Consider the following 25,693-nt stretch of genomic DNA (forward strand, 5'->3'; position numbering starts at 1 on the left):
GTTCACTGACGCTGCGTGACTACGATGGTCAGGTTGCGGAGGCTATGGCCCTGGTACGAGCGCTGAACAAAATGACGAAAGCAGGTATGCCTGAAAGCGTGCGTATTACCTGAAAACACAACCCGCTACGGGGGAGACTTACCCGAAATCTGATTTATTCAACATTTCAATTTAAACAATGAATTAACTTCTTAGCGTACGTTTTCGTTCCATTGGCCCTCAAACCCCTTTACCCCCCATCCCACAATTTTCATTGTCAGTTTGCCCCGGGACATGGTGTCGATTTTCCGGTAAAAATCGGTGCTGATATAGTTAAACAGACGCCATGTCCCAGGTCTGGCCATTAATCCATAGACACTGTAGATATTGCCTGCAAGCGCGATCCCGTTGTATATCCCTAACCCTGTTGATCGTTCAAATCCCATGAATTTAGCGATGTTCATGGCACCATCACCAAACATACCCTGCGTGTCAGGTTCATTCAGGAACTGACGACCAACTTCACGGGTTATCGTGTTGGCCGAGTCGACAATCAGAATAGCCCCGGCAAGAACGCCTACGGGGGTCATTGAGGAAGTCAGCACGAAGCCAAATACGCCCTGCATACCTGCCAGCACCACTTTAATTCCTGAGATGACATAACCGACCATCCGGTCTTCATCCCTGACGTATTTGATCTGGGCATATAGTTTCGCATAACCGGTCTGGAGCTGCCGGCTCTGCTCAAGCAGACTGCTGTTTTCTGCCTGCAGGTTACGCAGGCAGGTCATGCACTCTTCGTCAGACTTTGCCCGCCGGGCACGCTCAAATTCGCCATTAATGACAGATTTAATTTCATCGATGAATTTGAGACGCGTCAATCCATCCCCCAGATGTCGGGCGCCAACAATATTAGCGGTATTGACGAGTTTGCGGGCCTCCAGATTAATCATGGTTTCTGCCCAGAGTCGTGCCTGGCTTTTGTTTCCCGGAAGAATTATATCCATTTTACTCATCCTGATTGAAAATCACCCGTTAAAGCTTATCGCGCTCCCGGATTTAGGCAACCCTGCTTTAAAGGGTAAAATAATAGTCTGATGCTGTCAGTAAACCTTCGCCCATGATGGCCAGCCTGTGTAGTCCAGGGTTCATGGAACATGTATGCCGCGAAGCGGCATGGAGACGCCAGCCGGAGCTGAACCGGGTGATTCTGGTGAGGGGCGTCGTAACCGGCATCAGCCGTTACGGATTGATAGGTTCTGCCAATCCCATCCCTTTCCCTGCAAAGCTATACCCGCTTAAAGCTTTCCGATTGCTAATGTGCGCGGTCGGAGTGAGTCCGTCAAGGCCGATGGCCGCTGACGGGCTGTATCTCCGCGTTAGCGCCGTCAGGCGCTTACGAGCGTGTATGAAGTGATTACCGTGACTTAACTACAGCTACTCTTGATACTAGTTACAACATCCCTCTTAAAGCGAGGGTGTTCCGGCCCTTTGGGCCGGGGCGGCGTCGGTTTAGCAGGGGTCAGGTATGTATGCGGTGCCTGGTTCTGGCGAGAACGAGGCCCGGCGCTTGCGACGGGAGGTACTTTTGATTTCCTTCTGAGCGCGCGGCCGTGAGGCCGCTGCATGCGAAGGCATTTTACGTTATCCACAGAGTGGCCCAAGACAAAGATCCACTCTGGAATGTAATGAACAGAGAGATAAAAAAGGTGAAGTAAGACTGTTTTGCGGAATGTCTTTTATTCATTTCCGGGTTACTTCACTTATTCGTTTGCGGATTTCTGTGTAAAAAAAAGAGACTGTGGCCATTGCGGGCCATAACGACCGGCAGAACGTCATGATGACCGGAAGAAGAAAGGAGTGAAGGATGAAAAATGAGCAGAATGGCCGAAAAAAACCAGCACGAAAAGCCCCGGTGAGGGGCCCGTAAACAAGAAGACTGTTGTGTCGTCTGTGACTAGTCCGGGGGAGAAAGCGCCAGATCCAGCTGGTAAAGATGCTGGATGGCCAGAGCCTTCAGGCGCTCAGATGTGCACCAGTACGCTTCGTCAGGCGGGAGGGTGCGGTAAATCCATTCAGACATTGCATGGAGTCGTTCATCTGCCGGCAGCTTAATCAGATTGTTGGCACGTTTACGCTCCGCGCCTTTTTTGCGGCGGTAAACGAGTGCCTCCCGACGCTTACGGCCAGACCAGCATTTCCGCGCAGAGTGGGCCTGAACATCATCATGTTCGCTCATCACTCCTTCCCGGATCAGCTGCTCACGCTCGGCGCTCTGACGGAGCTTCTTCTCCTGCTCTTTAAACAGCTTGTCCATATCGACGCCCAGCATCTGGAATCCCACGGGGGTTATATAGACATACGTTGGCAACCAGGTGCGGGATTCACGATCCCAGGCGCGTTCTTCTGCGAGGCCCAGAACGCCAAACCGTACCTGTTCCTCAATAAGCCGTGAAAGGCGTGACACCGTCACCTCCGTTTCAGGAATGACATTGCCTTTTGCGTCCTTTGCACTGAGTTCTTTTGCAAGACGGGAGATACACATGCCGACGGTATGCTTGCCGGCATCACAGAAGCTGATGAGCACTGGCCAGAGCGCATCGAGCAGGCGCTGACGTTCCGGACGGAAGCCATATTTACGTCCCGCCTTACGGCGGCCGGCGACATAGAGAGGGTGACGAGAAACATACATGCGCAGGCTGACCTGCCCGGTTTCTTTGTCTTTTTTCACCAGGCGATTGTAGGCATGACCGAGCTGTCCGGAGAGCTTTTTATAATGCTCCGGGCGATACCAGGCCGGGTTCTCACATTTGGCTTTTGTGGAATGCTCACCGCGTTTGCGGCGGGTCAGTTTTTTGACCGGTGCAATGAGGAAATTACCCTGAGTGCCGGCATCGACATCCTGGCAGAAACGGGTTAGCTCATCTTTCGGTAGATCTGACCAGTGAACAGAAATCTGATTGTCATTCACGGCGGCCTGTTCTTATGGCGGCCGGGTGTTGTGTTATGTGGTGCATGCGTTATAATCCTTCACAGGCCACGCGCCTGCTTTTGGACCCCCTGATATCTGTGTCTTCCGCCAAGATGATGACAGATGTCGGGGGGTTTGTGCATTCAGGCTCCGGGAAATCCCGTTACCTGCTCCTGAACGTTTTACTGGACACGTCCTGTCCCTGTCTGTTTCCGGAAGTCCGCATTTCTTCCGTAAAACCATCTTTTGCCACCCGCCTGCCTCACCACAAAGCAGTCAAACCGTCAGTTTGAGTTAGGACACAAAAGTAATCTGAATCAACAATCTGTCCCACCACAAGACGATCGCTGACGATCCGAATACTACCTTCTCATCAGTAACTTTTCCAGATGTTAGACCAGATAACAATCCATAGTTTTCATGCTAATTGTCCGGATGAGACTGCTAGCAAGCATCGCACGCAGTAAATTCAGGGCGTTGGGTTTGATTTGGTAGGCCAGAGCAAGGAAAATAATTTAGAGGAAGAGCTTTACCTAATAGTTGCAAGTTGACTCTTTCGTATCTTCACTGCACTTAAAAAACCGTATAGCTTTTGCTATACAGAATCCATATGATATGCTTGTAAAGCAATCGCTATACAAGGAGCGCACTCATGAAATCAGATGTTCAGCTCAACCTTAGAGCTAAAGAATCTCAAAGAGCACTTATTGATGCTGCAGCAGAGATTCTCCATAAATCACGCACGGACTTCATCCTGGAAATGGCATGTCAGGCTGCGGAGAATGTGATCCTCGATCGTCGCGTATTTAATTTTAACGATGAGCAGTATGCAGAGTTTATCGATATGCTCGATGCACCGGTTTCGGATGAGGCGGCTATTGATAAACTTCTGGCAAGGAAACCTCAGTGGGACGTGTAACAGCACCAGAACCATTATCCAGCTCCCATCAACTAGCAGAGTTCGTCAGTGGTGAGGCAGTACTTGATGACTGGCTTAAACAGAGGGGATTAAAAAACCAAGCTCTTGGTGCAGCACGAACGTTCGTCGTTTGTAAAAGAGACACTAAACAGGTTGTCGGTTTTTACTCTCTGGCCACCGGCAGCGTTAACCACGTGGAAGCAATGGGAAGCCTCAGGCGCAATATGCCAGATCCAATTCCCGTAATCATACTTGCTCGCCTGGCAGTTGATGTTTCATACCGTGGCCAAGGGCTCGGGGCCGATTTACTGCATGATGCAGTTCTGCGCTGTTACCGTGTAGCTGAGAATATTGGAGTCCGTGCGATTATGGTTCATGCACTGACTGAAGAAGCCAAAAACTTTTATCTTCACCATGGCTTTAAGGCATCACAAACTCAGGAACGGACATTGTTTTTAAAGTTACCACAGTGAGGTTTGAGGAAGAAAGGGGCTTGTTCGATATTTAAGATATTGATTTATAATGACTTTACCATTGAATTTAACATAATATACATTGTTATGCGCACTAAGATTAATTAAGAACAAATCCAGCCGTTTCGGGCCCAGCCTTGTTCTGCTCATTCAGCGAATTATGCCCATAGATTCTATGCCATCAACGTTCATAACTGTCGTTACAGTCTTGCGTGTTCTCTACGGCAGTCACCTGCACATCCTGAAAGCGCAACCCATCCACACCGGAAACAACCGGTTATCGCACAACGGCCCGAGAAATTCTCGATGAGCAGAACTTTGAATTTACCCTGTGCCACGCCACTACGTTGCGTCACTACACGCTCGCAGTGCTCACCCATGATATCTACGTCAGGTTTACGCATCGGCTCGCTGATGGCCATCTCAGCTTGTTTAAGGCTGGAACGTGGATAGGCCAGGTTATATGCTGCGCCTGTGGTCATTTGCTCGATAACCGCAGGCGCATATCCTTCGGCTTCGAGCTTACGATATGCAGCCCGGTAGTCTCGTTGGGTTTTTAGCGGGTAAAGGTTTCCGCCTTTACCATCGAAAGCGATAAACCAGAAATCGTCCGTGCCAGTTTTCAGATTTCTGCAACGTTTCAGATACCATCCGCTTTCTCTCGCCCAGATGGTACGGTTATTTCCGGCATTCGTTTTGTCATAACCGTTCTCGTCAAGCCAGCTGTCAAAGCTGGTCAGTCCCAGATTCTGAACCTCCAGAGAAGGCACTCGAATGACTTGCAAGGTATGGCGGGGTCTTGGCTCTCTCATCTTGATCTCTTTCTAGCGCTGGTCTGGGAAATACGGATATTGCGGGCCATATTCATAGTCATGTTGGCCTGGCTCAACTTCCCAGAACGGACGGCCGCTAATTGTCTTTGGACCGCGCTCGTTTACGATGTCTTCTACATCCTGGATATTAAATGGCATCGTTGACAGTAACAGCTGATCTTCGGGTGTCAGCGTCACAGTTGTACCGTCAATACGGCTGTAAAGATCGGCAAACTGTTTACCTGCACCGTGTAACCGGTGCTCCGCTACGCTTCTGATTGCGTGTAAGTCCAGCTCCGCCGCTTCCATGCGATCCACGTACAGTTTCATTTCTTTACGTAATGCACCCAGTTCACGAACTTTAATAAATCCGTAGACGTATCCACCCAGGGCGATAACTGCAATCATTGCTAAAATTGCCATTTTTTTCTCTCACGTGATTGCGGCCGTCGCAATGTGAAGTCTGGGAATTCGCTGGATGTTAAGTACGTTTTCATCCCCAGACCGACGGATGCTAAGGCGCGATCCCAACACTCCATTTGTAAGTATCAGGCCCATCTTCTCCGCTGGTGGCATCAGCTACAATCTGTGCATACGTTCTCCAGCAAGTTCTCAATTGCGGCTGTTATTTCTCAGCCAGGCGCCTGCATTGCTGCCTCATTCCATCAAAAATACTTTCGACAAGCTGCTGGTGGAACTGGTACGGAAGAAGCCCGCTAACACGTTCAATGACTCCCGGGGTTCTGGCGATGATTTCCTCTATCATCGCCTCCGTCTGCTGTTTACTCAGGCCGGTTATCTCACCATGCCTGATCCAGTGGCGTCGTTGTATTCGATATATCTGGTAATAGTTGCTACTGCCACGTACGGCCATCGCCAGTTTGCACTTCTGCAAGGATATCTGATTGTTCCCTTGACCGATCACCGGCCATGCCGACAACACATCATAGAGTGGTGTAAGGTGATAACGTCCCTGTGGCCCAACAGAAATACTGAAATTTTTAGCGTGGCCATCTGTTGCGGCCATCATCCAGAAAATTATCTGCGTCATAAAAAACTGCGCTTTGTCATGCTCTGCGCGGTCTGAATTACTCAGTACTTCCATAATTTCCGATATACCTGGCCCGCCGTCCGCCTGATATTTTCGTAATGGCGAAACGCCCAGGGCCTGACACATATCCTCCTGGGGTAAACGAATGATCCATTGTCCGTCTCCTGACCATTTTCGGTCAAAACGTTCTACCACCAGCGCTTTCTGATCTTCAAAGTGAGCAATCTGCGTTCTTGCCACGGGGAGCCCGTACTGTTCGAGAAGTACCGAGCAGAGCCATTCATTTTCAACCGACGAGCTCATGTCGGCTTTCATGTTCCCCACAAGTCCGAGCGGTAGCTTGAATATATGCGTCGTTGGTGTATTACCCTCCGGCATGCACCACCGATCTTCATGCCACAGTAGGGCTGTTTTCTCCTGAGCACCGGCAATAGATAAACGTAAGTCGTCGTTATCTTCTGGCCTGCCCGGTAGCAATGTCTCCGTGGTATTACGCAAAGTTGCCGCAATTTCTGATTCAGTAAGAGGGTGACACTTCACGGAATATAAATCTGTGGGTTCGTCTCCGTCATGAAGCAGCTGTATCGCGCCCACGCAGTCTTTTCCCAGCTCCGTCAGCAGATCAAAAGGCTCCAGGCTATCGGCCTTGTAACGCATTGCCAGACGTCTGCGTATGCCTTCGCTGTCCGGGAGTAAAAGGAAGGGACAATGACAGCGGCCTTCCCTGTTCGTCTGCACTCCAGTCAGGAAGGTATTGTAAGCTGTCTACCCCTTTACTTTTTTCCCAGTATCCGACTTTGATTCCGTTCATCCAGATTGCCAGGCGCTGCTGTTTCCGGCTCATATCGTTACCATTTCTCCTGTCGTGCAGGTGAGTTTGATTTAAGCATTTCTTCCGTCTGCTTCCTCTCTGAAGAGGTGGTTGTCGAGGAGAAGCTGATTTTTACGCCCAGGATGGAAAACACCTTGAATAGCCGTTCAATGCTCGCACTGGCAGGGTTGGCTTCCAGACGTGAGTATGTCTGTTGAGTGACCCCTAACCTTTCGGACAGGTCTTTTTGCGTCAGGCCATTCGCCTTGCGAAAACCAATGAGCAAGGGACGCAACTGGTTGAGCGTGTTTAACGGGTAATCATTATTGATCATAAGCTGGCCTCGGCAGTTCCTCTGATACACCTTGCAGGCTGTTTTCTAAACATACACCCTAAAAGCTGTAATATCAAATTAACAGCCTAAAAGCTGTTAAATATGAAATACAACCTTTAGGCTGTTACTAAGTAACAGCATAGATCTTTATGACGTTTGATATGAGAGAACTTTCGATTATAAGCCGTTACGCTCGTACAGCATCCGGGAAGAGAGCTGACAGGTCAGGATCATCAGTTAACGAGAACCGGAGTATCTTATGGCCCCTGTTGTGAGCTGTATAAGAGCTGTGACCTTCCATTTGCCTCCAGGAGGAGGCAAACAGAGTATTAAAAGCAAAGGCAGACATTTTTAGCAGCTGGTGGGCTATGGGGTTCCAGAGGTGCTCCGGTGAATGTTACTTGACTGGCAAGCTTCCTGCTCTGATGGTCAATGCCTCGATGCTGTCTATATTGTTCTGAAGCTCTTCCAGTTCCGCCTTTTCAATACCGGCCCAAAGCTTTAAGTGTCGCTGATAAAGGGACCACTTGAGTGAGTGAAAACCATTCCAGGCCAACCCCATCCAGGAGGCATAATTCGCATTGAGAATAGTGCCGGTGATATACATTTTACCTGCGTTAACAGCACTGGAAGTTCCATAACCCAGGGCAAGCATCATCCGGAAGCGTGGATTTAGCCGCAACGGCATGGTATCCAGTAAGGTCTCCCCAAAAGCTCCTTTTCCCAGCGATACCTGTTTCGCCACAAAGAAAACCCGCATCAAAACTTCCATTATGGTCATCGGAATACTTGTCACGATAAACTGACGAAAGTCATACCCGTTGACATACATGTACTCTATTTGTTTGCCGAAGTTAGAACTCCCCACAGGGATCCCCTCAAGCATACGAAGTAGCCCCATAAAAGGAGCCGGTAAACCCATGCCACGGTTTCCTTTTGCTGAGGGGGCATTAACATCCGATGCCAGGTGTCCAAACATTCTGGCGATGAGCCTGAAAATATTGGTTTCGTCTGTAACGCCTTTACTGGAAGGATAAACCACGATCTGTCCATTCTGAACCACCGTACAGGTCCCGTTCAGCATATCCTTTATGCCGAAAATAATGCCCAGTATGGGGTCGTGTGACAAAGCTCTTAAGCGGTGATTTGTGGGAGACAAAACGCCAACGGCTGCACCCACTAAATCGCTGCTGATCGAACTGTCTGGTGCCCCTATAGGAAACAAATCTGAGAGTTTTGTACTCAGGTCCTCCGGCAAAATGGCATTGAAGGCTTTCTGGACCTGTTTATTGAAAATACCATCCACTTCTGCCGTAAAGCTCACCGTAGGTTTTGGCGGGGCTCTGACGCAAAGTAAATCCAGCATGGATGCTATGAGCCCGCATCCGCAGGCAATAGCATAATCCCAGGCGTCGAGTGCGTAGCGATCATTAAATTCTTTAATATGATTCTGGATCCGGGCATCTACAACAGCCAGGTCATCCGTGGAGAGTATTGTGGCCAGTCCAATATCACCGTATACACGCTGGTTAGCCTCTCTATAGATGGTTTTAAGGCCTGTTTGAAGCATGGCAGCATCTGAGGGGGTCATTTCTCGCAGATGATGTTCTTTAAGCGCCAGATGCTCCGCTTCATCAAGTTCAGTGCCGCTGATTAGCCCGGTCAACTGTGCCTTAAGGCTCTCTATATCACTGTTAATTGTCTCGTGAGCGTTCGCGATATCCTGACCACGGAGCTGAATATAACGGATGGCTCTGAGCTCATCATCATAAGGAGACTGACTCATGTGTTTACCTCGCTGCGCCCAGTCCCCCTTTGGGGGCTTTTTTATTAAGCATATCGATGTGCGCCTTTATGACAGCAATTTCTGCCTTAAAGTACTCAGCGTTCGACATTAACTTTTCCTGAACATCGTAGAGCTTTTTAATGGCCAGAGTAAGGGCGACTTTCAGCTTCCCATTTTTCCTGTGTTTCACTATCGCGTATCCGCCAATCCCTAACACTGCTACAGGCGCAGCCAGGATTCCAATTCCTGCCACCATGCCACCGCCTACGATAGATCCTGCTGTTGCGAGCCCGGAGGTTATGCCTGCTGCTGACACTCCCGTTGTACCAAGCGTATAGAGAGCACCGAAGGAAGCCGCAGCGCCGACGCCTGACCCCGCCAATGCTGCTGCGCCCTCAGTAATACCCGGGAACTTATTTTCAAGCGCCTGCAGAGCACTTGTAACTTCATCCATTGCCTTCTTGCGAATTTTTTCCAGCTCTTCAGTTTCGGTAGCGTCCATTACAGGCCTCTTATTCTTAACTTGCTGTGTTATGGGTGAAAAAGTGCACCATAAAAGTGATGAAGAAATCATGACTTACTATTGGGGCACTTTCCAGTTCACGGTTGTCAGTTTTAATGCTGTTGCTGTTAGTAAGGGCAGACCTGAAATAACTGCCGTGCCGTTGCCCCTTTGGAACTGGCTTTCCTAAAAATCTGTTGCGGACTGAACAGACATGTGCGGATTTATATCTGGACTGGTTCCAGACATAATTCCAATCAGGCTTCCAATGACAAAATGCTGGTCACCCTCGGAGACGACATAGGGTCCACCTGAGCATCCTTCGGTGTTGTAATGTGCGATTACAAAGCGAGTTGTGTGATGATGGGGAGAATGATTTGAGCAATTTAAAGGCCAAATGCCTAAAAATTCACCAGGGAATGTCGAAATTGTTTTCTCATTCATTGGATATCCGACACCCAATGTATCCATGCCAGCTGCGGGAGCTAGGACCTTAAAGTAACTACTTACAGGCTGTTGTATTCCAGCTGGTAATACGATTTCTGCACTGTCAACAAACGGAATGCCGTCTTTAAAGTCTGCCCTATCATTAGCCTCATTGAGAATGAAATCGACTAGAACAGGCTCTTCGTTCAGCAGTCCTTGATGGTTAAGAAATTTGATGTAAAGTTTTTGGGTATTGCTAAGGGGATAGTTTTTTCCAAGAGCATTGGTAACAACATGGGCTGCGGTGAGAATCTTTTGCTGCTGACCATTATCGAAACCAAACGCAGTTGCTTCGATATGGCTACTAAAATGAGGATCATTACTTACATAGATTTTACAGACGTAGTTTTCAAACATTATTTCCTCCTTTTGCCGGTACCTAATCAGTTACACGACTGCATGTTATAAACAACTAAACTCTCTTCCTGATATTTGAGTTTGTATGTTTTGCCAGGCACCAGCTCACCTCTGAAACACGGTTAGTCTCCTCCATGACATGGTTATGGCGATGGTCAGAAACTGTTATCGACGAAAGACTGGAATTCCTTTAATGGCATTATCCATTTCAAGCCGTATGTACTGAACGGGAGCGTATATTTTTATGATTCCAGATCTGAATCCTGAAACATTCCCCGTACCTGAACATTGAGGGCATACAGCGTTTCTTACTTTTTTCATCCTGCTACCTCATCTTTTTTTTAAAAGCTTTCCTTAAGCCTGTTTTCGAAATCGAAAACAGAAGATTCGAATTCTTTTTTTTCTGTATGAGAAATTTTTACTTGCTCATATCCGTATCCAAAATTACTGAAATCGACAATTACCGTCAAAATTTTATTAAGCGCATTTAAAACCTGAGCTGCTTTTGTTCTGCTTTCAAGGAAATTCAGCTGCTCTTTAGCACTGCTATAATAGCTGTCAAGTCTGCGATAATATTTCTGAATTATTTTGCCATCAATAATATCTGATTTATTAATCCATACCTGTAAGTTTAAGACAATGGCAAGGGCTTCGGATAAAATATCGTTGAACGTCTTTAAAAGATCATCCTGAGTTTTGAAACTCATGAGTGCAGTAAAGGGAAGCTTTTTGTTTTCAGCGATGTACTGATAGAACGCAGTGATCGCCTGTGTCTGACTGACATCGAGGTTTTTTAAAACCTCATCAGCAGTCATTTTGATTGCATCGTCAATCCGAACGTTTATCGTTGCCATCATCTCAGTTCCTGTTGGGAGAAGATATTAATGTAAAGCGTTTTTGCATTACACGCAACCAGTAATGCAAAAATGCATTACATCAGGCGGATTAGTTTTTTCTGGTCAAAATACACGATGTGATTTTTCTTTAGCCGAGATCCATCCGATCCCCACGCAACCGGTAAAGGTTCGCAGGTTTAATCAAGATAGGTTTCGTATCTCCCTAAGGGTGGGATGGATAAACTCATAATGGCATCTGTGTTTACAATGAACGTATCCGAATAAAACTCATCCAATTTAGTAAAGTTTATTTTCTTGCAAAAGCCTAATAAATATGGATTTTTTACGTCTTCAATTACAACATCGCCCCAGGGATTCGCTTCACAGCAAAGCTTCAGAAAAGACTTAAACCATCCCTTGTTTTGTATTTCTTCCGGAAGCTGTACCACATGTATGGCCAGACAATCTCCCTGGTAACGATTAGTACTTTGTCTAAGCCCTACAACAATCCCCTTTTCTTGAATCTGTACACCTGCCTGATGCTCTTTCATGTCGGGCGTATAGTGCCTTGCTCTGTTTAACCAAGCCACCAGCTGCTGAGCCGTAGTTGGTGATTCTTCAGCTATCCATTTCAGGTACTTGATGCGGTCCATATGCTCCTCCCTGTACGATTTCCAATGAAAGGCTCTACAGTATTAAGCTGCTGTAGAGCTCATTCAACCATGCTCAAACGGTGCGTATTAAAGGATGCCTAACCTTTTTGTTTCATCGATCCACGGTCTGAATTCTTCCAGTAGATTATCATATAACTTTTCATCGCTAATCGAACCGAAATCATCCATGGCAAAGAAGTGGGTGTTATCAACCCGGCGGTCAGTAAAGTCATCCAGATTTTTGAGGATACCGTAGCTTGAACCACCCAGGCCGACAAACTTCCAGAAGATGGGGTAGTTGGCAGAACGCCGGATTGCATCTTTAATCGCCCGGGTCTTGCTGATCCCGCCATCGGTAATAAATACTACATATACTGGGATTTTCGAGTCCTTAAAATAGTCGACTATTTCTTCCATCACAGGAGGCTCGTTGTTTGTCCCTCCAAGGCCCGGCAGGTTCTCCCAGGCTGAACGCTTTCCAGACCCGCGAATGGACTGAATATATGTGTCCAGGTTGTCCAGTGTGACGTTTGGATACTTCTTATGCTTCTCTCCAAATCCCCAGACATCCATTTCACCGTCGTCGTCGAACTGGGCGGCAAGAACGGCGATGCGGTCCAGCACAGACTGAACGTTACCCTTACTGAACTGGCCACTCATCGAGCCGGATGCGTCAAGTACAAATGCAACCGCTGCCTCAAGGGTGTCCAGTTTATTTTTAGTGAGACTGACCGAGGCTTTTTTAGCGAGGCTTACAAGGCGCGGAGATCTGGTTTCCAGTTTCTTTTCCAGACTGATACGAGCTGGCTTTGCTGGCTGCGGAGCTGGCTGTGCGACATCAACGCCATAGCTAATGGCCAGAGGCTCAAGTCCACCGTTGAAACCCTGCCCGAGCGCACGAAGCTTCCAGGCGCCATTGTGCCGATATACTTCACCCAGGATGATTGCTTTCTCACTGCGGCCCTGAGTCTCAGCCTGAAAGTCAGCGATACCAGGAGCCTGAATGCTCAATAAACTGAGCCCACTGATGGTATCTTCACCATCAATGACAACGGTGATCGCAATTTTACTGACGTTCGCTGGAACACGATCCAGTGCTATATCAATGCTGGACTGCTGCGAACCGGTAACGAGCTTGACTGCCCCCTCAGGAGAAGACAAATTATTATAAAAGATAAAGTCAGAATCGCCACTGACCTTTCCCTGAGCATTAAGCAAGAACAGGCAGGTATCGGGTTCGCCTTTAAAGCCGGATTTGGCAGGGTACTGAAGATTCAGCCTGATAGCAGATTGCTGAAGGGGTATGTTTTGTCCGGATTGTAGATTCATATTAACTCTCCTGATTTTTGATTATTTTTAAAGCGCAGCGTTTATATATGTTCCCCAGGCTTAGTTCAGGACGCTGGATATTCGGTGAGGCGTAAATATGGTGTGACACCATATTTCATCACGCTGAAGTTTCTATACCTGTTGAATTTGAATTTTCATTGCCCGGGTATCTTATGTTCCAGATCCCGTTCCTTCATAAATCGCAAAAGTAACATATATCCGAGGGGCATGCTGTTGATATAAGGCACGGAATACTGGCTTAACCAGCAACCATAGATAAACCCGGGTCCTGCAAAAAGGTTCACGCCAGAATTAACATTACTCTGCTTTCTGAAAACGCCCGGCCCCCTTTCTCAGATTCAACAGCTGATAGCGGATCGTTACCCAAAAAAAACCCCGGCATTGCCGGGGTCAGACTCAGCGTCTTTTAGACATTGACGCCGTGCTGGGAAGCAAGCGCTGACAGGCCACCGGCAAAACCCTGGCCGACAGCTTTAAACTTCCACTCAGCGCCATGGCGATACAGTTCACCGAAGACCATTGCGGTTTCAGTTGAGGCGTCTTCAGACAGATCGAAACGGGCAATTTCCGTGCCGTTGTCGTTGTTGTAAACGCGCATGAAGCTGTTGCTCACCATGCCGAAGTTTTGTTTACGCGCTTCTGCATCATAGATGGTAACGGCAAACACCAGTTTTTTGATGTCTGCTGAGACTTTGGTCAGATCAATTTTGACCTGCTCATCGTCGCCGTCGCCTTCACCAGTACGGTTGTCGCCCTGGTGCTCTACTGCGCCATCAGGGCTGGTTTTATTATTGAAGAAAATGAAATGGGCATCTGACAGCACTTTACCGTCTTCACCTACTGCGAATACGGAAGCGTCAAGGTCAAAACCCTGACCATCGGTTACACGGGCATCCCAGCCCAGACCAACCATAGCGACATTCATGGTTGGTGCTTCTTTGGTCAGAGATACGTTGCCGCCTTTTACGAGAGAAACTGCCATTTTTAGCTCCTGCAAACAGTTGAATGAGGCTGAATTAACAGCCCCGGATATGAAAAGTTACTTTTCGATCAGGAGGCGTTAATGCCGTACTGAGCACATACAGATGCCAGACCACCTGCATAACCCTGGCCTACTGCGCGGAATTTCCACTCACCATTGTGGCGATACAGCTCGCCAAACAGCATGGCGGTTTCAGTGGACGCATCTTCGGTCAGATCGTAGCGAGCGACTTCAGTCTGGTTATCGTCATTAACCAGACGAATAAACGCACCGGATACCTGACCAAAGCTCTGGCGACGAGCCTGAGCATCGTGGATGGTCACAACGAAGATGATCTTGTCAACTTCAGACGGGACGGCGTCCAGTTTAATTTTCAGCGATTCATCATCACCATCGCCCTCACCGGTGCGGTTATCGCCGGTGTGTGTTACGGAACCGTCGGATGACGTCAGGTTGTTATAGAAGATGAAATCTGAATCGCCGCGCACTTTGCCGTTTGAGGCCAGCAGGAATGCTGAAGCATCCAGGTCAAAGTCCTGACCGTCTGTTGAACGCGCATCCCAGCCAAGGCCCACCAGGACGTTTTTCATTGACGGAGCTGCTTTACTCAGGGAGACGTTCCCGCCTTTGGAAAGAGAAACACTCATAAAATAACCTCTTCGATTAGTAATTGTTCAGGTTAACACTTAAGGGGATTAACTCCCCTTTTCCTCAGATTCAGGTTTGCCCGGGAACATGACGCTTGCGAGAATGCCCAGCGCCAGTACACCCAGTACAACATACAGGCTGGTTGTTGCCGCAATGCTGTAACCATGATGCCAGATGTGATCGGTCGCATTCAGGCCGAGTTTTGCCGCGATGAAGAACAGCAGCACGATAACGGCCTTCTCCAGATGAACCAGGTACTGTTTCAGTGCCTCAAGGACAAAATACAGAGTACGCAGGCCCAGGATAGCAAACATCATGGCACTATAGACGATAAGCGGTTCACGACTGACGGCAATGATTGCCGGTACCGAGTCAAACGCGAACATTACGTCCGAGAGTTCAACCACAGCCACACACAGGAACAGCGGAGTCGCATATAGCGCCGCTTTTTTACCACGGCCAATGGTGACATCGCTGTTTTCTGGTTTCGCCAGTTCGGCATCCACTTCCTTCTGGTTAAGCAGGAAGGCATGCCCTCTGAGCTTCGGCCAGATAGGGAAGAAGCGTTTAACCATGCGGTAAGCCAGATGCTGGGAGTAATCCTCAATTTCATCATCGTCATCACCGCTTTTAAGCATCATGACCGCCGTCCAGGCAACGATAATAGCGAAGACAACTTCAACGTACGGCCCCAGACTCAGCAGGCTCGTACCGATGGCGACAAAGATGCCCCTGAAGACAATGGCACCAATGATCCCCCAGTAGAGAACACGGTGGCGATAACGATCCGGAACGGCGAACCAGGAGAAGATGGCCATCATGACGAACAGGTTGTCGACCGACAGCACTTTCTCCAGCGCATAACCCGTGACAAACAGACTAGCAACCTCAGCACCGTGGTGGATATAGAGGAAACCGGCAAATGCCATCGCAACCACAACCCAGAATACGGACCAGAGCGCCGCACTCTTAAGCGAGATTGGCTTGTCATCACGGTGCATAAACAGGTCAATAAAGATGGCACCGACTGAAAGCGCAATAAAAACAATGACCGTTTCAGTCGGGAAGCCGATGTGTGTGGAAACCATATTTTACCCTTAGGGATGTGGATCAGAGGCCAAATTCAGCCGGGTCGAAGCCCAACGCGATAGCGATCTCGCGGGAGGCCAGTTTCTCGTCCTGATCGAAGTTACCGTCACTTTTTGCAACGGCAATACCAACACGTAAGGCCAGCTGAGCGGCCTCAGGCTGATCTTTCAACGCCAGGATGTATTTCATGGTTTCGCCCTTGCCGATTTCAACATCGAAATCGAAGCTTGAAACCAGTTTATTGAAGAACTCGATCACCTCATTGGTATCGAATACCTTCAGCTCTTCTGAAGAGCGAAGAAAGCCCATCATTTTCTGCTTTTCTTCCGAACTCACGCCGTCACTCGATACGGCAATACGGGCACATACAGCAACGGTGCCGTGCATAAATTTTTTGTTTTTGAAACGGCCAACCTGGCGGGTCAGTTCGTCCCGGCCAGAGTTAATGGCACCTTTTACCTTGTCGAAAAAGCTCATACCTGTTTCCTTTGTTGCTGTGTTATTTAGAACCGGCGCTCCAGCGAAATCCCCAGCCAAATGCCCGGTCCATTTCGTCCTGGCCTTTGAAGTACTGGTTAATTCGCTCGACTTTAATTGCACCGTTTTCGTTTACGAGTCTGGCAATGGCGCACAATGTGCGACGGTTTTCACCTTCGGTCAGGCGGGTCTCAATGGGCGGTTGATCCGGCACATGAATAGTGACCACACCATCAGTCTTGTCCCAGCTGGGAACACCTTCATAAATAAAGGCGTAAATCAGCACTTCGCGGATATGCTTCCATTCACGTCCATTGATATGCAGCCACTCGCCGTCTGATACATCACCCGTCCGGTCATCTCCCTTGAGCTGAACATACGGTTCATCGCGATAATCACCGAATGCATTACCGAGCGCCTGAATGACCGATTTATACCCGTCCTGAAGCTCAACAAAGGCCCCCAGATCCAGGTCGATTCCTTTGGAGCCGAACATGCCTGCAAAGCCGGATTTGCCGCTGCCTCGGTGCCAGTTCAGGTTGATCCGGATTTCACCGAAGTTATCCCGTTTGGTCAGGCTGATTGCAGGCTTCTCTTTTGTCAGCGATACCTTGCTCAGGCTGATTTTTGTCTCAACTGGCGGAGGGGTTACAACCGGAGGAGTCGGGGCTGCGGGAGCAGGTTCGTCGGCAATATTTACGCCGAAATGCTCTGCCAGCGGTTTAAGTCCACCGTTGAACCCCTGCGCAACAAAGCGGAATTTCCAGTCATTATTACGACGGTAAAATTCACCCAGAATTAAGGCTGCTTCCTGACGGCCGCTCAATTCGACACTGCCGCTAACCAGGCCGGTAGCCCCTTGCTCCACGTCGATGGAAAGATTACGAAGACCGGACACCGTCTGCCCACCGTCACAGGTCACGGTGAACGCAATTTTTTGGACATCAGGTTTCAGCCGGTTGAGCGCGACAGTAAAGGTTGAGTACTGGCCTTCACTGACCAGGCTGACGGTACCATCATCGTTACGTGGCTGACCATAGAACACCATGTCCGCATCACCCTGCACCTTCCCGTCGGCATACAGGCGAAACGCCGAAGCATCCACCTGGCCGCCCGAGGTGATCCGGACCCGCAACTCCTGGGCTGGAACGGGGGCATTGCCCCCCGGCGTCAGGTTCATTAGCGGATAACCGCTGAAACGATATCGGAGTGCATATCGTCAATTGTGCGGCCGCGACAGGCATGGCCAAGGGCGGTAAAGTCCCAGTTGCCGTTATTACGGCGCAGCGAAGAAATAACGATCCCGGTATGTGAGCCCTGCTCAGTCAGCTTGTAGCGAGCCAGCTCTTTGCCGGTTTGATCGACAACGCGGCAGAACGCGTTTTCGACGTCATTGAACGACTGACCACGGAAGCTGTTTACCGTAAACGCCAGGTATTCAACGTTTGCAGGCAGTCGGGAGAGGTTGACCTTAATCACTTCATCGTCACCGTCACCCTCACCGGTCAGGTTATCGCCACTGTGCACAACAGCGCCGCAGGTGGATTCCAGTTTGCGGAACCAGATGGTGTCAATTGTTTTACCGGTGCTGTCCATTAATACGCAGCCAGCATCGAGATCGATTGAGTCGTTGCCTCCAAACAATCCTCCAAGAAGACCTTTTTTCTTAACCGGATCCCAACCGAGACCGAAATGAAGCTGGCTTAATGCAGATGATTCTTTGCTGAGTGATACCGTCTGGTTCTTAACTAATGAAACCATGTTTTATTCCTTAAAATGGTAATGACCGAGACAATCAAAGGGTTGTTTATTAACTGACGAAGAAAATCATATCATGATGAAGTTCTATGACAAGGGAAATTTTGGTAGTTTTCTGTAAAAACACAAAAAGAAAATCTTTTCAGGGTGTTAATTTTCTATGTTTAATTTAAATATCAATACTTTATCTGAAATCCAAAAAATACTGACTCACTCCATAACCACAGAAGTTATTAATCATATTATGATTGACATGTAGCTTAGACACTCATAGACTCACTTCTCAATCATAAATTTGCATGGCGTTCCGGATAATTAAAAAAAATGAACAAGAAAATTTGGTTTATGGAAGGTTTATCCTCCCAGCGAGATATTATTCAGGGGGTAAAATCATTTGCACAAAAAAATAATTTTGCCATTACCGTTTTTGCCTCCCACCGTAACGAAAGAAATGAAATCCTTTCCGTTGCCGATTATTCTTTGACTGAACCTGAAGATCCTCAAAAACGTCTCCAGTTTATTCAGGAAACCATTCAGACCTACGGCATCCACCATATTCATACTGGCCGTAACAGCCAGTGGTTTGAAGAACACCGTTCAGACATTGAATCGACCGGTGCCACACTTACTACCGGTGCAACGAGCGTCGACTGGTTAACTCTGGCTGACGAAAAAGTTACTTTTGCTCAGTTTATGGAGCAAAAGGGACTCCCGGTTGTACCATCCTGGCGGGTGAATACGCTGGCAGAATTAAAGACACACCTCGCGTCCCCGCCGTTCACTGACAGCCCGGTATGCGTGAAGCCGGTGACGGGTATCTATGGCATGGGATTCTGGCGCTTTGATGACAGTGCTTCGCCTATGGCCGTCTTTAATCATCCCGAACATCGTCTGGTCAGTCCGCAACAGTATATTGCAGCAGCATCAGCTGCTGAGTCGTTTAAACCCCTTGTTTTGATGCCGTACCTGCCAGGCCCGGAATTTTCCGTCGATATCCTCGCGGATAAGGGCGAAATACTCGCAGCCGTGGGACGCCGTAAGGAAGGGGCTATCCAGTATCTGGTAAACGAAGGTAGCGCCTGGGAACTGGCGTGTGACTGCGCCCGGGTTATGAAGGCCGACGGGCTGGTGAATGTTCAGACGCGAAACGATGTGAATGGCAACCCGGTGCTGCTTGAAACCAACATGCGTCCGTCAGGGGGGGTGGGTTATACCCTTCACAGCGGGGTGAACCTTCCTGGGTTATTTGCTGCCTTTAAGCTCGGTCTGATGTCTGAAGATATGGTGCGCCAGAGCGCTAAAAACACCTTTTCTCCGGTTGCGGTGAGATCCATTACGGATGTAATTGCATACCCGGAATCACTCTCTAACCTTTTGAATTAAGGCGTGTTTATGTCTGATAACCTCGAAGATATGATTTATCGCCGTACCCTCTCATGCGGTACGATTCAGGTAATCCGCGATCAGGGTGAAGTTTCGCTCGATGACCTGTTTGATATCGCTGAAAGACGTAACCCGAAACGCGCCTTTCTGTTTGTCAGCAAAGTACTCGGCAGGCACATTCCCGTGCTACCCTCAGTCATGCGGCAGGCCTACAGACAGCTTGCCAGCCAGTTCCCCTCAACGCTGACAGGGCCCGTACTGTTTATCGGTATGGCTGAAACCGCCGTTGGGCTTGGGGCCGGTGTGTTTGATGAAGTGCGCCACCAGCATCGTGAATCTGTATATCTGACCTCTACCCGTCACCCGGTTGATGGCACGTTGCTTTGCGAGTTCAAGGAAGAACACAGCCACGCCACTGATCATCTGATCTATCTGCCAGATGATGAAGAGAAAAGACGTCGTGTTACCAACGCGCGAACGCTGGTTTTGATTGATGACGAGGCAACCACCGGTAATACCTTTATTAACCTGCTTTCTGCCCTGCGTAATACCGGCAAGCTTCAACATATTGAACAGGTTATCGCCGTTACGCTTACCGACTGGAGTGGCAAAGCCTTGTCCGAGCGCAGCACCTTACCCGTCACTTCTGTTTCTCTTGTAAGCGGTCAGTGGGGATGGACCACATTACCAGATGCACCGGTCCCGGACATGCCGAAAGTCAACGTAACTTCACGCGGAGAATGGGACATCCAGGGGAAACAGTCATGGGGTCGACTGGGGATGCTCGCACCTGCGGCCGATCTCGGCCATGAGGTTTCCGTCCGCAAAGGGGAGCGTGTTCTGGTTCTCGGGACAGGGGAATTCGTCTGGGAGCCGTTCCTGCTTGCAGAACGGCTCGAAGCTGCCGGGGCAAAGGCATTTTACGGTTCGACCACCCGCTCCCCTATCGCCGTTGGTTATGCCATTGAGTCCGCCATTTCCTTTACGGATAACTACGGGCTGGGCATCCCCAATTTTGTCTATAACGTCGCCCACCAGCAGTTTGACCGCATTCTTGTGTGTACTGAGACACCCGCAGAAAGTATTGACGCGCAGCTTCTTAAGGCGCTGGCTGAGGTTGCGCCCGTCGTGGAGATTGTTACCTATGAATAAACCCGTTGTTCTGAGCGACCTTGACGACACGCTCTTTCAGACCCGTCGTAAAATGGTGGACGAGCTGGCCCTGGAGCCATTCCGTACCGGTGCCGTTGATCGTACCCTGAATCCACGAAGCTTTATGACGGAAGAACAGTCCATGTTAGTGGACTGGCTTCTGGAGCAGGCTGAACTCATTCCCGTTACCGCACGGGGAACTGAAGAAATCAGCCGCGTACGGATCCCTTTCCACTCCTGGGCAATCACCACGCACGGGGCCGTCATTCTCACGCCTGAAGGCAACCCCGACGAGGAGTGGAAGGCCCATATGCTCGGCCAGCTGGCTCCCTATCAGGAAAAGCTGACATCGATGCAGCGACTGATCACTGAAATGATGGACGCAAAAGGGATTAATGCCTGGGCAAGACTGAACTTCGAATACGGTGAAACGGCGGTTTATATGGTGATGAAACACCGCGACAGCACCCGCCTTGACGAGCTCAATGCCATTGCAGATGAGATAGAAACGGTGTTTCCGACCGAGGGCTTCTACATCCACCGCAACAGTAATAACGTGGCCTGGCTACCCACCCCGGTTGAGAAAGGGCTGGCCGTCAGCTGGCTGCTTGAAAAACTTCGGGCTGAACGCGGCGTTTTCCCCGTAATTGGTCTGGGCGACAGCCTGAGCGATCATCGTTTTATGAAACTGTGCAGCTGGTTTGGCATCCCGCGTCAGAGTCAGTTTGCAGATGCCATTTCACAGCGAATTTTTGGAGAAAATTAAAATGCAGCCACATGAAACATTTACCGGCTCATACCAGCCCGGTGACGTGGAATTTCTGCTAAAGCCGGTTGTCATTGAGATGACGCCGGTTGATCAAAAAGAAGAGCTGATTCAGTCCGGGAAGAAACATTATTCAGACATGCTCAGCCAGGAGCCAGCACCAACACAATGGCATCTTGATTTGTTTCACCGGGCGCTGGATCGGGGCGCAGAGAGGCTTGCAAAAGAAGTCACACAGCTCGCTATTTCTCTGGCCGAACGCTTCGGTGATGAGCCCATTGTACTGGCCAGTCTTGTCAGAGCTGGCGTACCGCTCGGCGTTATGCTGCACCAGGCCCTGCGTGACATGGGGAAAACCTCATGGCATTACGGCATCAGCATCATCCGGGATCGTGGAATTGACGGTGCAGCACTCGACGTCATTGAAGAGCGGCATGGTACCAGCGGTATTGTCTTTGTTGACGGATGGACAGGTAAAGGCGCAATTACCGGAGAGCTTGTACGCGCACTGAAAGATCGCCCGGGCTATCCTGAGCAGCCGCGACTGGTTGTCCTGGCCGATCCCTGTGGCTGTTCCTGGCTTGCAGCAAGTGATGATGACTGGCTCATTCCTTTTGGCATCATGGGTGCGCCGGTATCAGGCCTGATCTCCCGGTCAGTATGGTCCTCTGAAGGATTACATGGGTGCATGGTTTGCGAGCATCTCAGTGAATTCGAATGCAGCCGGATGCTTGTCGATGCCGTCGCTCATTTCCGTAAGAAGTTAACACCGACATCCCTCGCTCCCCTGAGCTGGAATACGGAGTCAGCCCGGATCTTATGGCAGACAAGTCGCGACGTTATCGCGTTCCTGGCCGATGAATTTAAAGTGGACAGCGTCAATCGTATTAAACCCGGTATTGCTGAAGCAACCCGGGCTGTATTGCGTCGGGTACCGGACCATATATTTGTGCGTTCTATTGACGACCCGGACGTTGCCTTGCTTGTAGGGCTTGCTCGTGAAAAGGGAATAGTTGTTACAGAAATGGGGGGAACCCTCGGCCAGTATCGGGCTGTAACCATTATCAAGAAGGTACTCTGATGAAAAATCGTCTTTCTCCCTGGAATCTGGGAGCCACGCTATACATGCCTGCAACACGGGAAGATATTGCTGATGCCGTCCTGCATGGGAAAATCCCGGGTTTGCGCTCTCTGGTAATTTGCCTTGAGGATGCTGTCAGTGAAGCAGACATCCCCATCGCCCTCAAAAATCTGGAGCACCTGCTGCACGAGCTCAGTAACAGCATGCGTAGCCTGGGTAAAAATGACTGGCCTCTGGTGTTCATTCGCCCCCGGCATGCCGACATGGGCAGATGGTTAAAAGCGCATTATGATCTTTCCGCTGTCGACGGGTTTGTGTTGCCGAAATTTACCCTCAGTTCGTTAGCTGAATGGTGGGATATCATGGGCGGGACTCACCTGTGCATGATGCCAACGCTGGAAACAGAAGACGTCTTTGACGTGGTTCAGATGCGGGAGCTGGCCACCCGTCTGGTGGAACATCCCTGCCACGACCGCATTATTGCGCTTCGAATCGGCGGCAACGATCTTATGAACGTTGTGTCGCTTCGCCGTCCCCGGGACCTGACGCTGTATGATAGCCCGATGGGCTACGTCATCAAAATGCTCGTTTCGGTCTTCGGCCCGCGTGATTTTGCCCTGACCGCGCCCGTATGTGAGCATATTGACGATCATGCCGTAATGGCCAGAGAGCTGGCTCTTGATATGGCACATGGGCTTGTTGGGAAAACGGCCATTCACCCGGGTCAGATAGAGGTCATTCAAAACGCGCTGATGGTCACTCAGGGTGAGCATTCTGACGCTCTGCGGATCCTGAACTCTACCCAGGCCGTGTTTAAGTCGCAGGGAGCAATGTGTGAACCCGCCACACATCGCCGCTGGGCGGCTGGCATTCTGGACAGAGCTCGTTTTTATGGGTTACAGAACGAGCAAAGCGCTGATGGAATCAGATTACTTACCGTGACCCAGCATCATTAAGGAAATCATAATGGGGTTCAGGTTCAGAAAGTCGATCAACATTATTCCTGGTGTTCGCCTCAACCTGAGTAACGGTGCACCGAGCCTGAGTGTCGGGCCGAGAGGTGCTTCCGTTTCTTTTGGAAGCCGGGGGACCTATGCCAATCTGGGCTTGCCCGGTACCGGGCTGAGTTACCGTACCCGGCTTGACCGGGCCGCGCGTTCCGGAGGTGGGAACCGGACGGCTACCGACCCGGGGCTCAGACAGGCGCTTGAGGAGGAAGCCGCTGATCTCATGTCAGCGGTGACCGCAATCCGTAATATTCACGAGCTGACGCCGGATCCTAAAACAGGCATCAGCTGGGCAGAGCTGGAAGCAGTATACCTGCATAACAGAACGTCGCCTTTTCAGGTTCCGGCACCGGTGCGTCCAGAAAAGCCAGACTATCTTGCATTGCCGGAAAAGCCTGCCGAGAGCGAAGGCATTAGTTTTCTGGGTAAATGGTTTGAATCGGAATCAGCTAAAGCTGAGCGCCACGCCGAAAATCTTCGCCGGTGGCAGCAGGAGCTGATTGATGTCGAGCGTGAGAATACCCTTCGACAGCACCGGTACCAGCAACAACGGACGGCCTGGGCCGAACAGTATGCAAACTGGAAGTTTGAGGCTGAAGAACATGAAAAACGGCTCGCCACGGCTCAGGCAGATGCCCGGCAGCAGTTCCGGACAGACGCCGCGTTTTTCGAATCATACCTGGCGGGTGTGCTGGCAGAAACTGAATGGCCGCGTGAAACGCTTGTTGCATTTGAAGTAAAGCCGGAGCTATCAGCAGTCCTGCTGGATGTTGATTTAGCTGAGATTGAAGATTTCCCTGATAAGATTTACGGCGTTAATGCCCGGGGCACGGAGCTGACGGAAAAAGCCATGACGCAAAAAGCCGTACGCGAAAACTATGCCCGCCACGTCCATGGCTGCTTGTTCCGCCTGGTCGGTATCGTTTTACATACGCTACCGTTCGACAACGTGATTGTGTCAGGCTTTACGCAACGGGTCAGTAAGCGGACCGGCTATCTGGAGGATGAGTATATCCTGTCCTGCAAATGCAGTCGCAGCCAGATGTCGTCAGTAAATTTTGCAGGCTTAGAACACATTGATCCGGTTGAAGCGTTAGGCGATCAACCGGTTATTCGAAAGATGAGCAGTACCTTCATTTTTCAGCCTATTGAACCACTAACCCTTTAAGCAGGCTAAATCTTACGATGCAATTAAATACCAGACAGGCCCGGATTTTTAAGCTTGCCAACTTACTGGGCACCGGCAAGCCCGTTTCCGCTGCCGACATTATAACCAGTCTGGAATGCTCAGAGCCGACATTAACCCGGGCACTCAAAGAGCTACGCGAGTCATATTCTGCGGAGATCAAATACAGCAAGGCAGGTCATTCATACCATCTCGTTAATCCGGGCCAGCTGGATAAAAAGACCCTTCGCCGGATGAATGAAGCGCTCGCACAGAATGCTGAACTGAAAACCGGTGAGTCCACAGGGAAGGTCGTACTCGATAAGGATAAAAAAACAGCCGTGTCATTATCGCTACGCATGCGGATTTTAAGAAAAATTGACCGTCTGGCTGCGCTGAGTGGCTCGACCCGAAGTGAAGCGGTAGAGAAGCTGGCTCTGCACTCCGTTGATGAACTGATAAAAGAATACAGCGCTAAAAAGTCCTGACGCTAAATCTCAGACCGGGGTGAAAACCCCGGTTTTGTCATATTTCACCTCTGTATCTGCGTGACGGAGTTTTGATCTATTCTCCTCCCGCAATGTCAGCAGCGCCTTTCTGCCTACAAAACCTGGTGTCTTGACATCCTCTTGTGCTACACATCAATCTTTGGGCGATTTACACTCCATTCATGCAGATCTGTGATGTATGATGATTTTCATACATAAGAAAGTTTATTTTTGCCGGAGTTTTTTTCAGAAATTTTATATTCCAGTACGGTCTGAATTTTTTTCTCTGATAAGAGGCCATTCACATGTCGGTAATTCAATGGTGGTTAACTTATTTCTTTAATGCCGCTTCTGAGTATTTAATCTCCACCCGACAG

The 25,693-nt window shown here is 49.5% G+C and carries 26 protein-coding genes and 2 pseudogenes; 10 read left to right on the top strand and 18 right to left on the bottom strand.

Features of this window, described 5'->3' with window-relative positions; genetic code table 11:
• A pseudogene (locus ACOTXI_RS22340) lies at positions 1-113 on the top strand (IS5/IS1182 family transposase); the annotation flags it as partial.
• A gap of 78 nt (positions 114-191) precedes the next feature.
• Here ACOTXI_RS22340 and ACOTXI_RS22345 read toward each other — a convergent pair.
• A complete protein-coding gene (locus tag ACOTXI_RS22345; protein WP_421633968.1) occupies positions 192-986 on the bottom strand; it encodes a DUF4225 domain-containing protein in 795 nt (264 codons plus the stop codon).
• A gap of 950 nt (positions 987-1,936) precedes the next feature.
• Positions 1,937-2,950 (bottom strand): plasmid replication initiator RepA, encoded by a 1,014-nt coding sequence (repA, locus tag ACOTXI_RS22350; protein ID WP_023327701.1) that lies wholly within the window; start codon positions 2,948-2,950, stop codon positions 1,937-1,939.
• A gap of 652 nt (positions 2,951-3,602) precedes the next feature.
• Between repA and ACOTXI_RS22355 the strand changes: the two genes are divergently transcribed.
• Together ACOTXI_RS22355 and ACOTXI_RS22360 are read left to right on the top strand one after the other, a co-directional pair.
• Positions 3,603-3,869, top strand: a complete 267-nt coding sequence (locus ACOTXI_RS22355; RefSeq protein WP_007869691.1) for a DUF1778 domain-containing protein — start codon at positions 3,603-3,605, stop codon at positions 3,867-3,869.
• A complete protein-coding gene (locus ACOTXI_RS22360) occupies positions 3,857-4,342 on the top strand; it encodes a GNAT family N-acetyltransferase (protein ID WP_013087269.1) in 486 nt (161 codons plus the stop codon). Before ACOTXI_RS22355 ends, ACOTXI_RS22360 begins: the two co-directional genes overlap by 13 nt.
• A 200-nt stretch (positions 4,343-4,542) precedes the next feature.
• Here ACOTXI_RS22360 and ACOTXI_RS22365 read toward each other — a convergent pair whose 3' ends face one another.
• The 16 genes and pseudogenes from ACOTXI_RS22365 to ACOTXI_RS22440 form a co-directional block, all read right to left on the bottom strand.
• Positions 4,543-5,154 carry a hypothetical protein gene (locus ACOTXI_RS22365; RefSeq protein ID WP_223998213.1) on the bottom strand — a complete coding sequence of 204 codons (612 nt, stop codon included), beginning with the start codon at positions 5,152-5,154 and terminating at the stop codon, positions 4,543-4,545.
• Positions 5,155-5,166: 12 nt separating this feature from the next.
• The gene (locus tag ACOTXI_RS22370; protein ID WP_023327703.1) at positions 5,167-5,577 is read right to left on the bottom strand and encodes a hypothetical protein; all 411 of its coding nucleotides are present in this window, start codon (positions 5,575-5,577) and stop codon (positions 5,167-5,169) included.
• A 202-nt stretch (positions 5,578-5,779) separates the two neighbouring features.
• Positions 5,780-7,049 (bottom strand): annotated as a pseudogene (locus tag ACOTXI_RS22375) (type II toxin-antitoxin system HipA family toxin).
• 4 nt (positions 7,050-7,053) lie between these two features.
• Positions 7,054-7,347 (bottom strand): helix-turn-helix transcriptional regulator, encoded by a 294-nt coding sequence (locus ACOTXI_RS22380; protein WP_032636197.1) that lies wholly within the window; start codon positions 7,345-7,347, stop codon positions 7,054-7,056.
• 400 nt (positions 7,348-7,747) lie between these two features.
• Entirely contained in the window at positions 7,748-9,136 is a 1,389-nt protein-coding gene (locus ACOTXI_RS22385) for a hypothetical protein (protein ID WP_023327706.1), read from the bottom strand.
• Between the two features lie 4 nt (positions 9,137-9,140).
• Positions 9,141-9,638 (bottom strand): hypothetical protein, encoded by a 498-nt coding sequence (locus ACOTXI_RS22390; protein ID WP_023327707.1) that lies wholly within the window; start codon positions 9,636-9,638, stop codon positions 9,141-9,143.
• A gap of 186 nt (positions 9,639-9,824) precedes the next feature.
• Positions 9,825-10,481, bottom strand: coding sequence for a trypsin-like serine protease (locus ACOTXI_RS22395; protein ID WP_023327708.1), 657 nt, complete (start codon positions 10,479-10,481; stop codon positions 9,825-9,827).
• 341 nt (positions 10,482-10,822) lie between these two features.
• Positions 10,823-11,338, bottom strand: coding sequence for a type II toxin-antitoxin system RelB/DinJ family antitoxin (locus ACOTXI_RS22400; protein ID WP_421633969.1), 516 nt, complete (start codon positions 11,336-11,338; stop codon positions 10,823-10,825).
• 176 nt (positions 11,339-11,514) lie between these two features.
• Positions 11,515-11,970, bottom strand: coding sequence for a hypothetical protein (locus ACOTXI_RS22405; protein ID WP_033147098.1), 456 nt, complete (start codon positions 11,968-11,970; stop codon positions 11,515-11,517).
• An 87-nt stretch (positions 11,971-12,057) separates the two neighbouring features.
• Positions 12,058-13,299, bottom strand: coding sequence for a vWA domain-containing protein (locus ACOTXI_RS22410; protein ID WP_008786868.1), 1,242 nt, complete (start codon positions 13,297-13,299; stop codon positions 12,058-12,060).
• 427 nt (positions 13,300-13,726) lie between these two features.
• On the bottom strand, positions 13,727-14,302 hold the full coding sequence (locus ACOTXI_RS22415) for a TerD family protein (RefSeq protein ID WP_020996162.1): 576 nt from the start codon (positions 14,300-14,302) through the stop codon (positions 13,727-13,729).
• Positions 14,303-14,370: 68 nt separating this feature from the next.
• Positions 14,371-14,949, bottom strand: coding sequence for a tellurium resistance membrane protein TerD (gene terD, locus ACOTXI_RS22420; RefSeq protein ID WP_000116680.1), 579 nt, complete (start codon positions 14,947-14,949; stop codon positions 14,371-14,373).
• Between the two features lie 48 nt (positions 14,950-14,997).
• Positions 14,998-16,038, bottom strand: coding sequence for a tellurium resistance membrane protein TerC (gene terC, locus ACOTXI_RS22425; RefSeq protein ID WP_000255079.1), 1,041 nt, complete (start codon positions 16,036-16,038; stop codon positions 14,998-15,000).
• Positions 16,039-16,060: 22 nt separating this feature from the next.
• The gene (locus ACOTXI_RS22430; protein WP_000007448.1) at positions 16,061-16,516 is read right to left on the bottom strand and encodes a tellurite resistance TerB family protein; all 456 of its coding nucleotides are present in this window, start codon (positions 16,514-16,516) and stop codon (positions 16,061-16,063) included.
• Positions 16,517-16,538: 22 nt separating this feature from the next.
• Positions 16,539-17,696, bottom strand: a complete 1,158-nt coding sequence (locus tag ACOTXI_RS22435; protein ID WP_001054786.1) for a TerD family protein — start codon at positions 17,694-17,696, stop codon at positions 16,539-16,541.
• Positions 17,696-18,277 (bottom strand): TerD family protein, encoded by a 582-nt coding sequence (locus ACOTXI_RS22440; RefSeq protein WP_000254136.1) that lies wholly within the window; start codon positions 18,275-18,277, stop codon positions 17,696-17,698. The genes ACOTXI_RS22435 and ACOTXI_RS22440 overlap by 1 nt, the downstream gene beginning before the upstream one ends.
• A 321-nt stretch (positions 18,278-18,598) precedes the next feature.
• Here ACOTXI_RS22440 and ACOTXI_RS22445 point away from each other — a divergent pair, with 321 nt between their 5' ends.
• The 7 genes from ACOTXI_RS22445 to terW are packed head-to-tail and all read left to right on the top strand — an operon-like array spanning position 18,599 to position 25,316.
• A complete protein-coding gene (locus ACOTXI_RS22445) occupies positions 18,599-19,657 on the top strand; it encodes an ATP-grasp domain-containing protein (protein WP_001035171.1) in 1,059 nt (352 codons plus the stop codon).
• A 9-nt stretch (positions 19,658-19,666) separates the two neighbouring features.
• Positions 19,667-20,809, top strand: a complete 1,143-nt coding sequence (locus tag ACOTXI_RS22450) for a phosphoribosyltransferase domain-containing protein (RefSeq protein WP_023327712.1) — start codon at positions 19,667-19,669, stop codon at positions 20,807-20,809.
• The gene (locus ACOTXI_RS22455) at positions 20,802-21,575 is read left to right on the top strand and encodes a hypothetical protein (protein WP_001040062.1); all 774 of its coding nucleotides are present in this window, start codon (positions 20,802-20,804) and stop codon (positions 21,573-21,575) included. The genes ACOTXI_RS22450 and ACOTXI_RS22455 overlap by 8 nt, the downstream gene beginning before the upstream one ends.
• A gap of 1 nt (position 21,576) precedes the next feature.
• Positions 21,577-22,656 carry a cysteine protease StiP family protein gene (locus ACOTXI_RS22460; protein WP_023327713.1) on the top strand — a complete coding sequence of 360 codons (1,080 nt, stop codon included), beginning with the start codon at positions 21,577-21,579 and terminating at the stop codon, positions 22,654-22,656.
• Positions 22,656-23,612, top strand: a complete 957-nt coding sequence (locus ACOTXI_RS22465) for an HpcH/HpaI aldolase/citrate lyase family protein (protein WP_000797363.1) — start codon at positions 22,656-22,658, stop codon at positions 23,610-23,612. Before ACOTXI_RS22460 ends, ACOTXI_RS22465 begins: the two co-directional genes overlap by 1 nt.
• A 10-nt stretch (positions 23,613-23,622) precedes the next feature.
• Positions 23,623-24,831, top strand: coding sequence for a DUF4236 domain-containing protein (locus ACOTXI_RS22470; RefSeq protein ID WP_023327714.1), 1,209 nt, complete (start codon positions 23,623-23,625; stop codon positions 24,829-24,831).
• A gap of 17 nt (positions 24,832-24,848) precedes the next feature.
• The gene (gene terW, locus ACOTXI_RS22475) at positions 24,849-25,316 is read left to right on the top strand and encodes a tellurium resistance protein TerW (RefSeq protein ID WP_001176767.1); all 468 of its coding nucleotides are present in this window, start codon (positions 24,849-24,851) and stop codon (positions 25,314-25,316) included.
• The last annotated feature ends 377 nt before the right edge of the window (positions 25,317-25,693 follow it).

Source organism: Enterobacter cloacae complex sp. BZL2005, from assembly GCF_049238885.1.
Taxonomy (GTDB): Bacteria; Pseudomonadota; Gammaproteobacteria; order Enterobacterales; family Enterobacteriaceae; genus Enterobacter; species Enterobacter roggenkampii.

What these genes read in the sequence shown, in the direction of transcription:
- ACOTXI_RS22345 (WP_421633968.1), bottom strand. Translation starts at nt 986, where the DNA reads ATGGATATAATTCTTCCGGGAAACAAAAGCCAGGCACGACTCTGGGCA.
- ACOTXI_RS22355 (WP_007869691.1), top strand. Translation starts at nt 3,603, where the DNA reads ATGAAATCAGATGTTCAGCTCAACCTTAGAGCTAAAGAATCTCAAAGA.
- ACOTXI_RS22365 (WP_223998213.1), bottom strand. Translation starts at nt 5,154, where the DNA reads ATGAGAGAGCCAAGACCCCGCCATACCTTGCAAGTCATTCGAGTGCCT.
- ACOTXI_RS22370 (WP_023327703.1), bottom strand. Translation starts at nt 5,577, where the DNA reads ATGGCAATTTTAGCAATGATTGCAGTTATCGCCCTGGGTGGATACGTC.
- ACOTXI_RS22385 (WP_023327706.1), bottom strand. Translation starts at nt 9,136, where the DNA reads ATGAGTCAGTCTCCTTATGATGATGAGCTCAGAGCCATCCGTTATATT.
- ACOTXI_RS22390 (WP_023327707.1), bottom strand. Translation starts at nt 9,638, where the DNA reads ATGGACGCTACCGAAACTGAAGAGCTGGAAAAAATTCGCAAGAAGGCA.
- ACOTXI_RS22395 (WP_023327708.1), bottom strand. Translation starts at nt 10,481, where the DNA reads ATGTTTGAAAACTACGTCTGTAAAATCTATGTAAGTAATGATCCTCAT.
- ACOTXI_RS22400 (WP_421633969.1), bottom strand. Translation starts at nt 11,338, where the DNA reads ATGATGGCAACGATAAACGTTCGGATTGACGATGCAATCAAAATGACT.
- ACOTXI_RS22405 (WP_033147098.1), bottom strand. Translation starts at nt 11,970, where the DNA reads ATGGACCGCATCAAGTACCTGAAATGGATAGCTGAAGAATCACCAACT.
- ACOTXI_RS22410 (WP_008786868.1), bottom strand. Translation starts at nt 13,299, where the DNA reads ATGAATCTACAATCCGGACAAAACATACCCCTTCAGCAATCTGCTATC.
- ACOTXI_RS22415 (WP_020996162.1), bottom strand. Translation starts at nt 14,302, where the DNA reads ATGGCAGTTTCTCTCGTAAAAGGCGGCAACGTATCTCTGACCAAAGAA.
- terD (WP_000116680.1), bottom strand. Translation starts at nt 14,949, where the DNA reads ATGAGTGTTTCTCTTTCCAAAGGCGGGAACGTCTCCCTGAGTAAAGCA.
- terC (WP_000255079.1), bottom strand. Translation starts at nt 16,038, where the DNA reads ATGGTTTCCACACACATCGGCTTCCCGACTGAAACGGTCATTGTTTTT.
- ACOTXI_RS22430 (WP_000007448.1), bottom strand. Translation starts at nt 16,516, where the DNA reads ATGAGCTTTTTCGACAAGGTAAAAGGTGCCATTAACTCTGGCCGGGAC.
- ACOTXI_RS22435 (WP_001054786.1), bottom strand. Translation starts at nt 17,696, where the DNA reads ATGAACCTGACGCCGGGGGGCAATGCCCCCGTTCCAGCCCAGGAGTTG.
- ACOTXI_RS22440 (WP_000254136.1), bottom strand. Translation starts at nt 18,277, where the DNA reads ATGGTTTCATTAGTTAAGAACCAGACGGTATCACTCAGCAAAGAATCA.
- ACOTXI_RS22445 (WP_001035171.1), top strand. Translation starts at nt 18,599, where the DNA reads ATGAACAAGAAAATTTGGTTTATGGAAGGTTTATCCTCCCAGCGAGAT.
- ACOTXI_RS22450 (WP_023327712.1), top strand. Translation starts at nt 19,667, where the DNA reads ATGTCTGATAACCTCGAAGATATGATTTATCGCCGTACCCTCTCATGC.
- ACOTXI_RS22455 (WP_001040062.1), top strand. Translation starts at nt 20,802, where the DNA reads ATGAATAAACCCGTTGTTCTGAGCGACCTTGACGACACGCTCTTTCAG.
- ACOTXI_RS22460 (WP_023327713.1), top strand. Translation starts at nt 21,577, where the DNA reads ATGCAGCCACATGAAACATTTACCGGCTCATACCAGCCCGGTGACGTG.
- ACOTXI_RS22465 (WP_000797363.1), top strand. Translation starts at nt 22,656, where the DNA reads ATGAAAAATCGTCTTTCTCCCTGGAATCTGGGAGCCACGCTATACATG.
- ACOTXI_RS22470 (WP_023327714.1), top strand. Translation starts at nt 23,623, where the DNA reads ATGGGGTTCAGGTTCAGAAAGTCGATCAACATTATTCCTGGTGTTCGC.
- terW (WP_001176767.1), top strand. Translation starts at nt 24,849, where the DNA reads ATGCAATTAAATACCAGACAGGCCCGGATTTTTAAGCTTGCCAACTTA.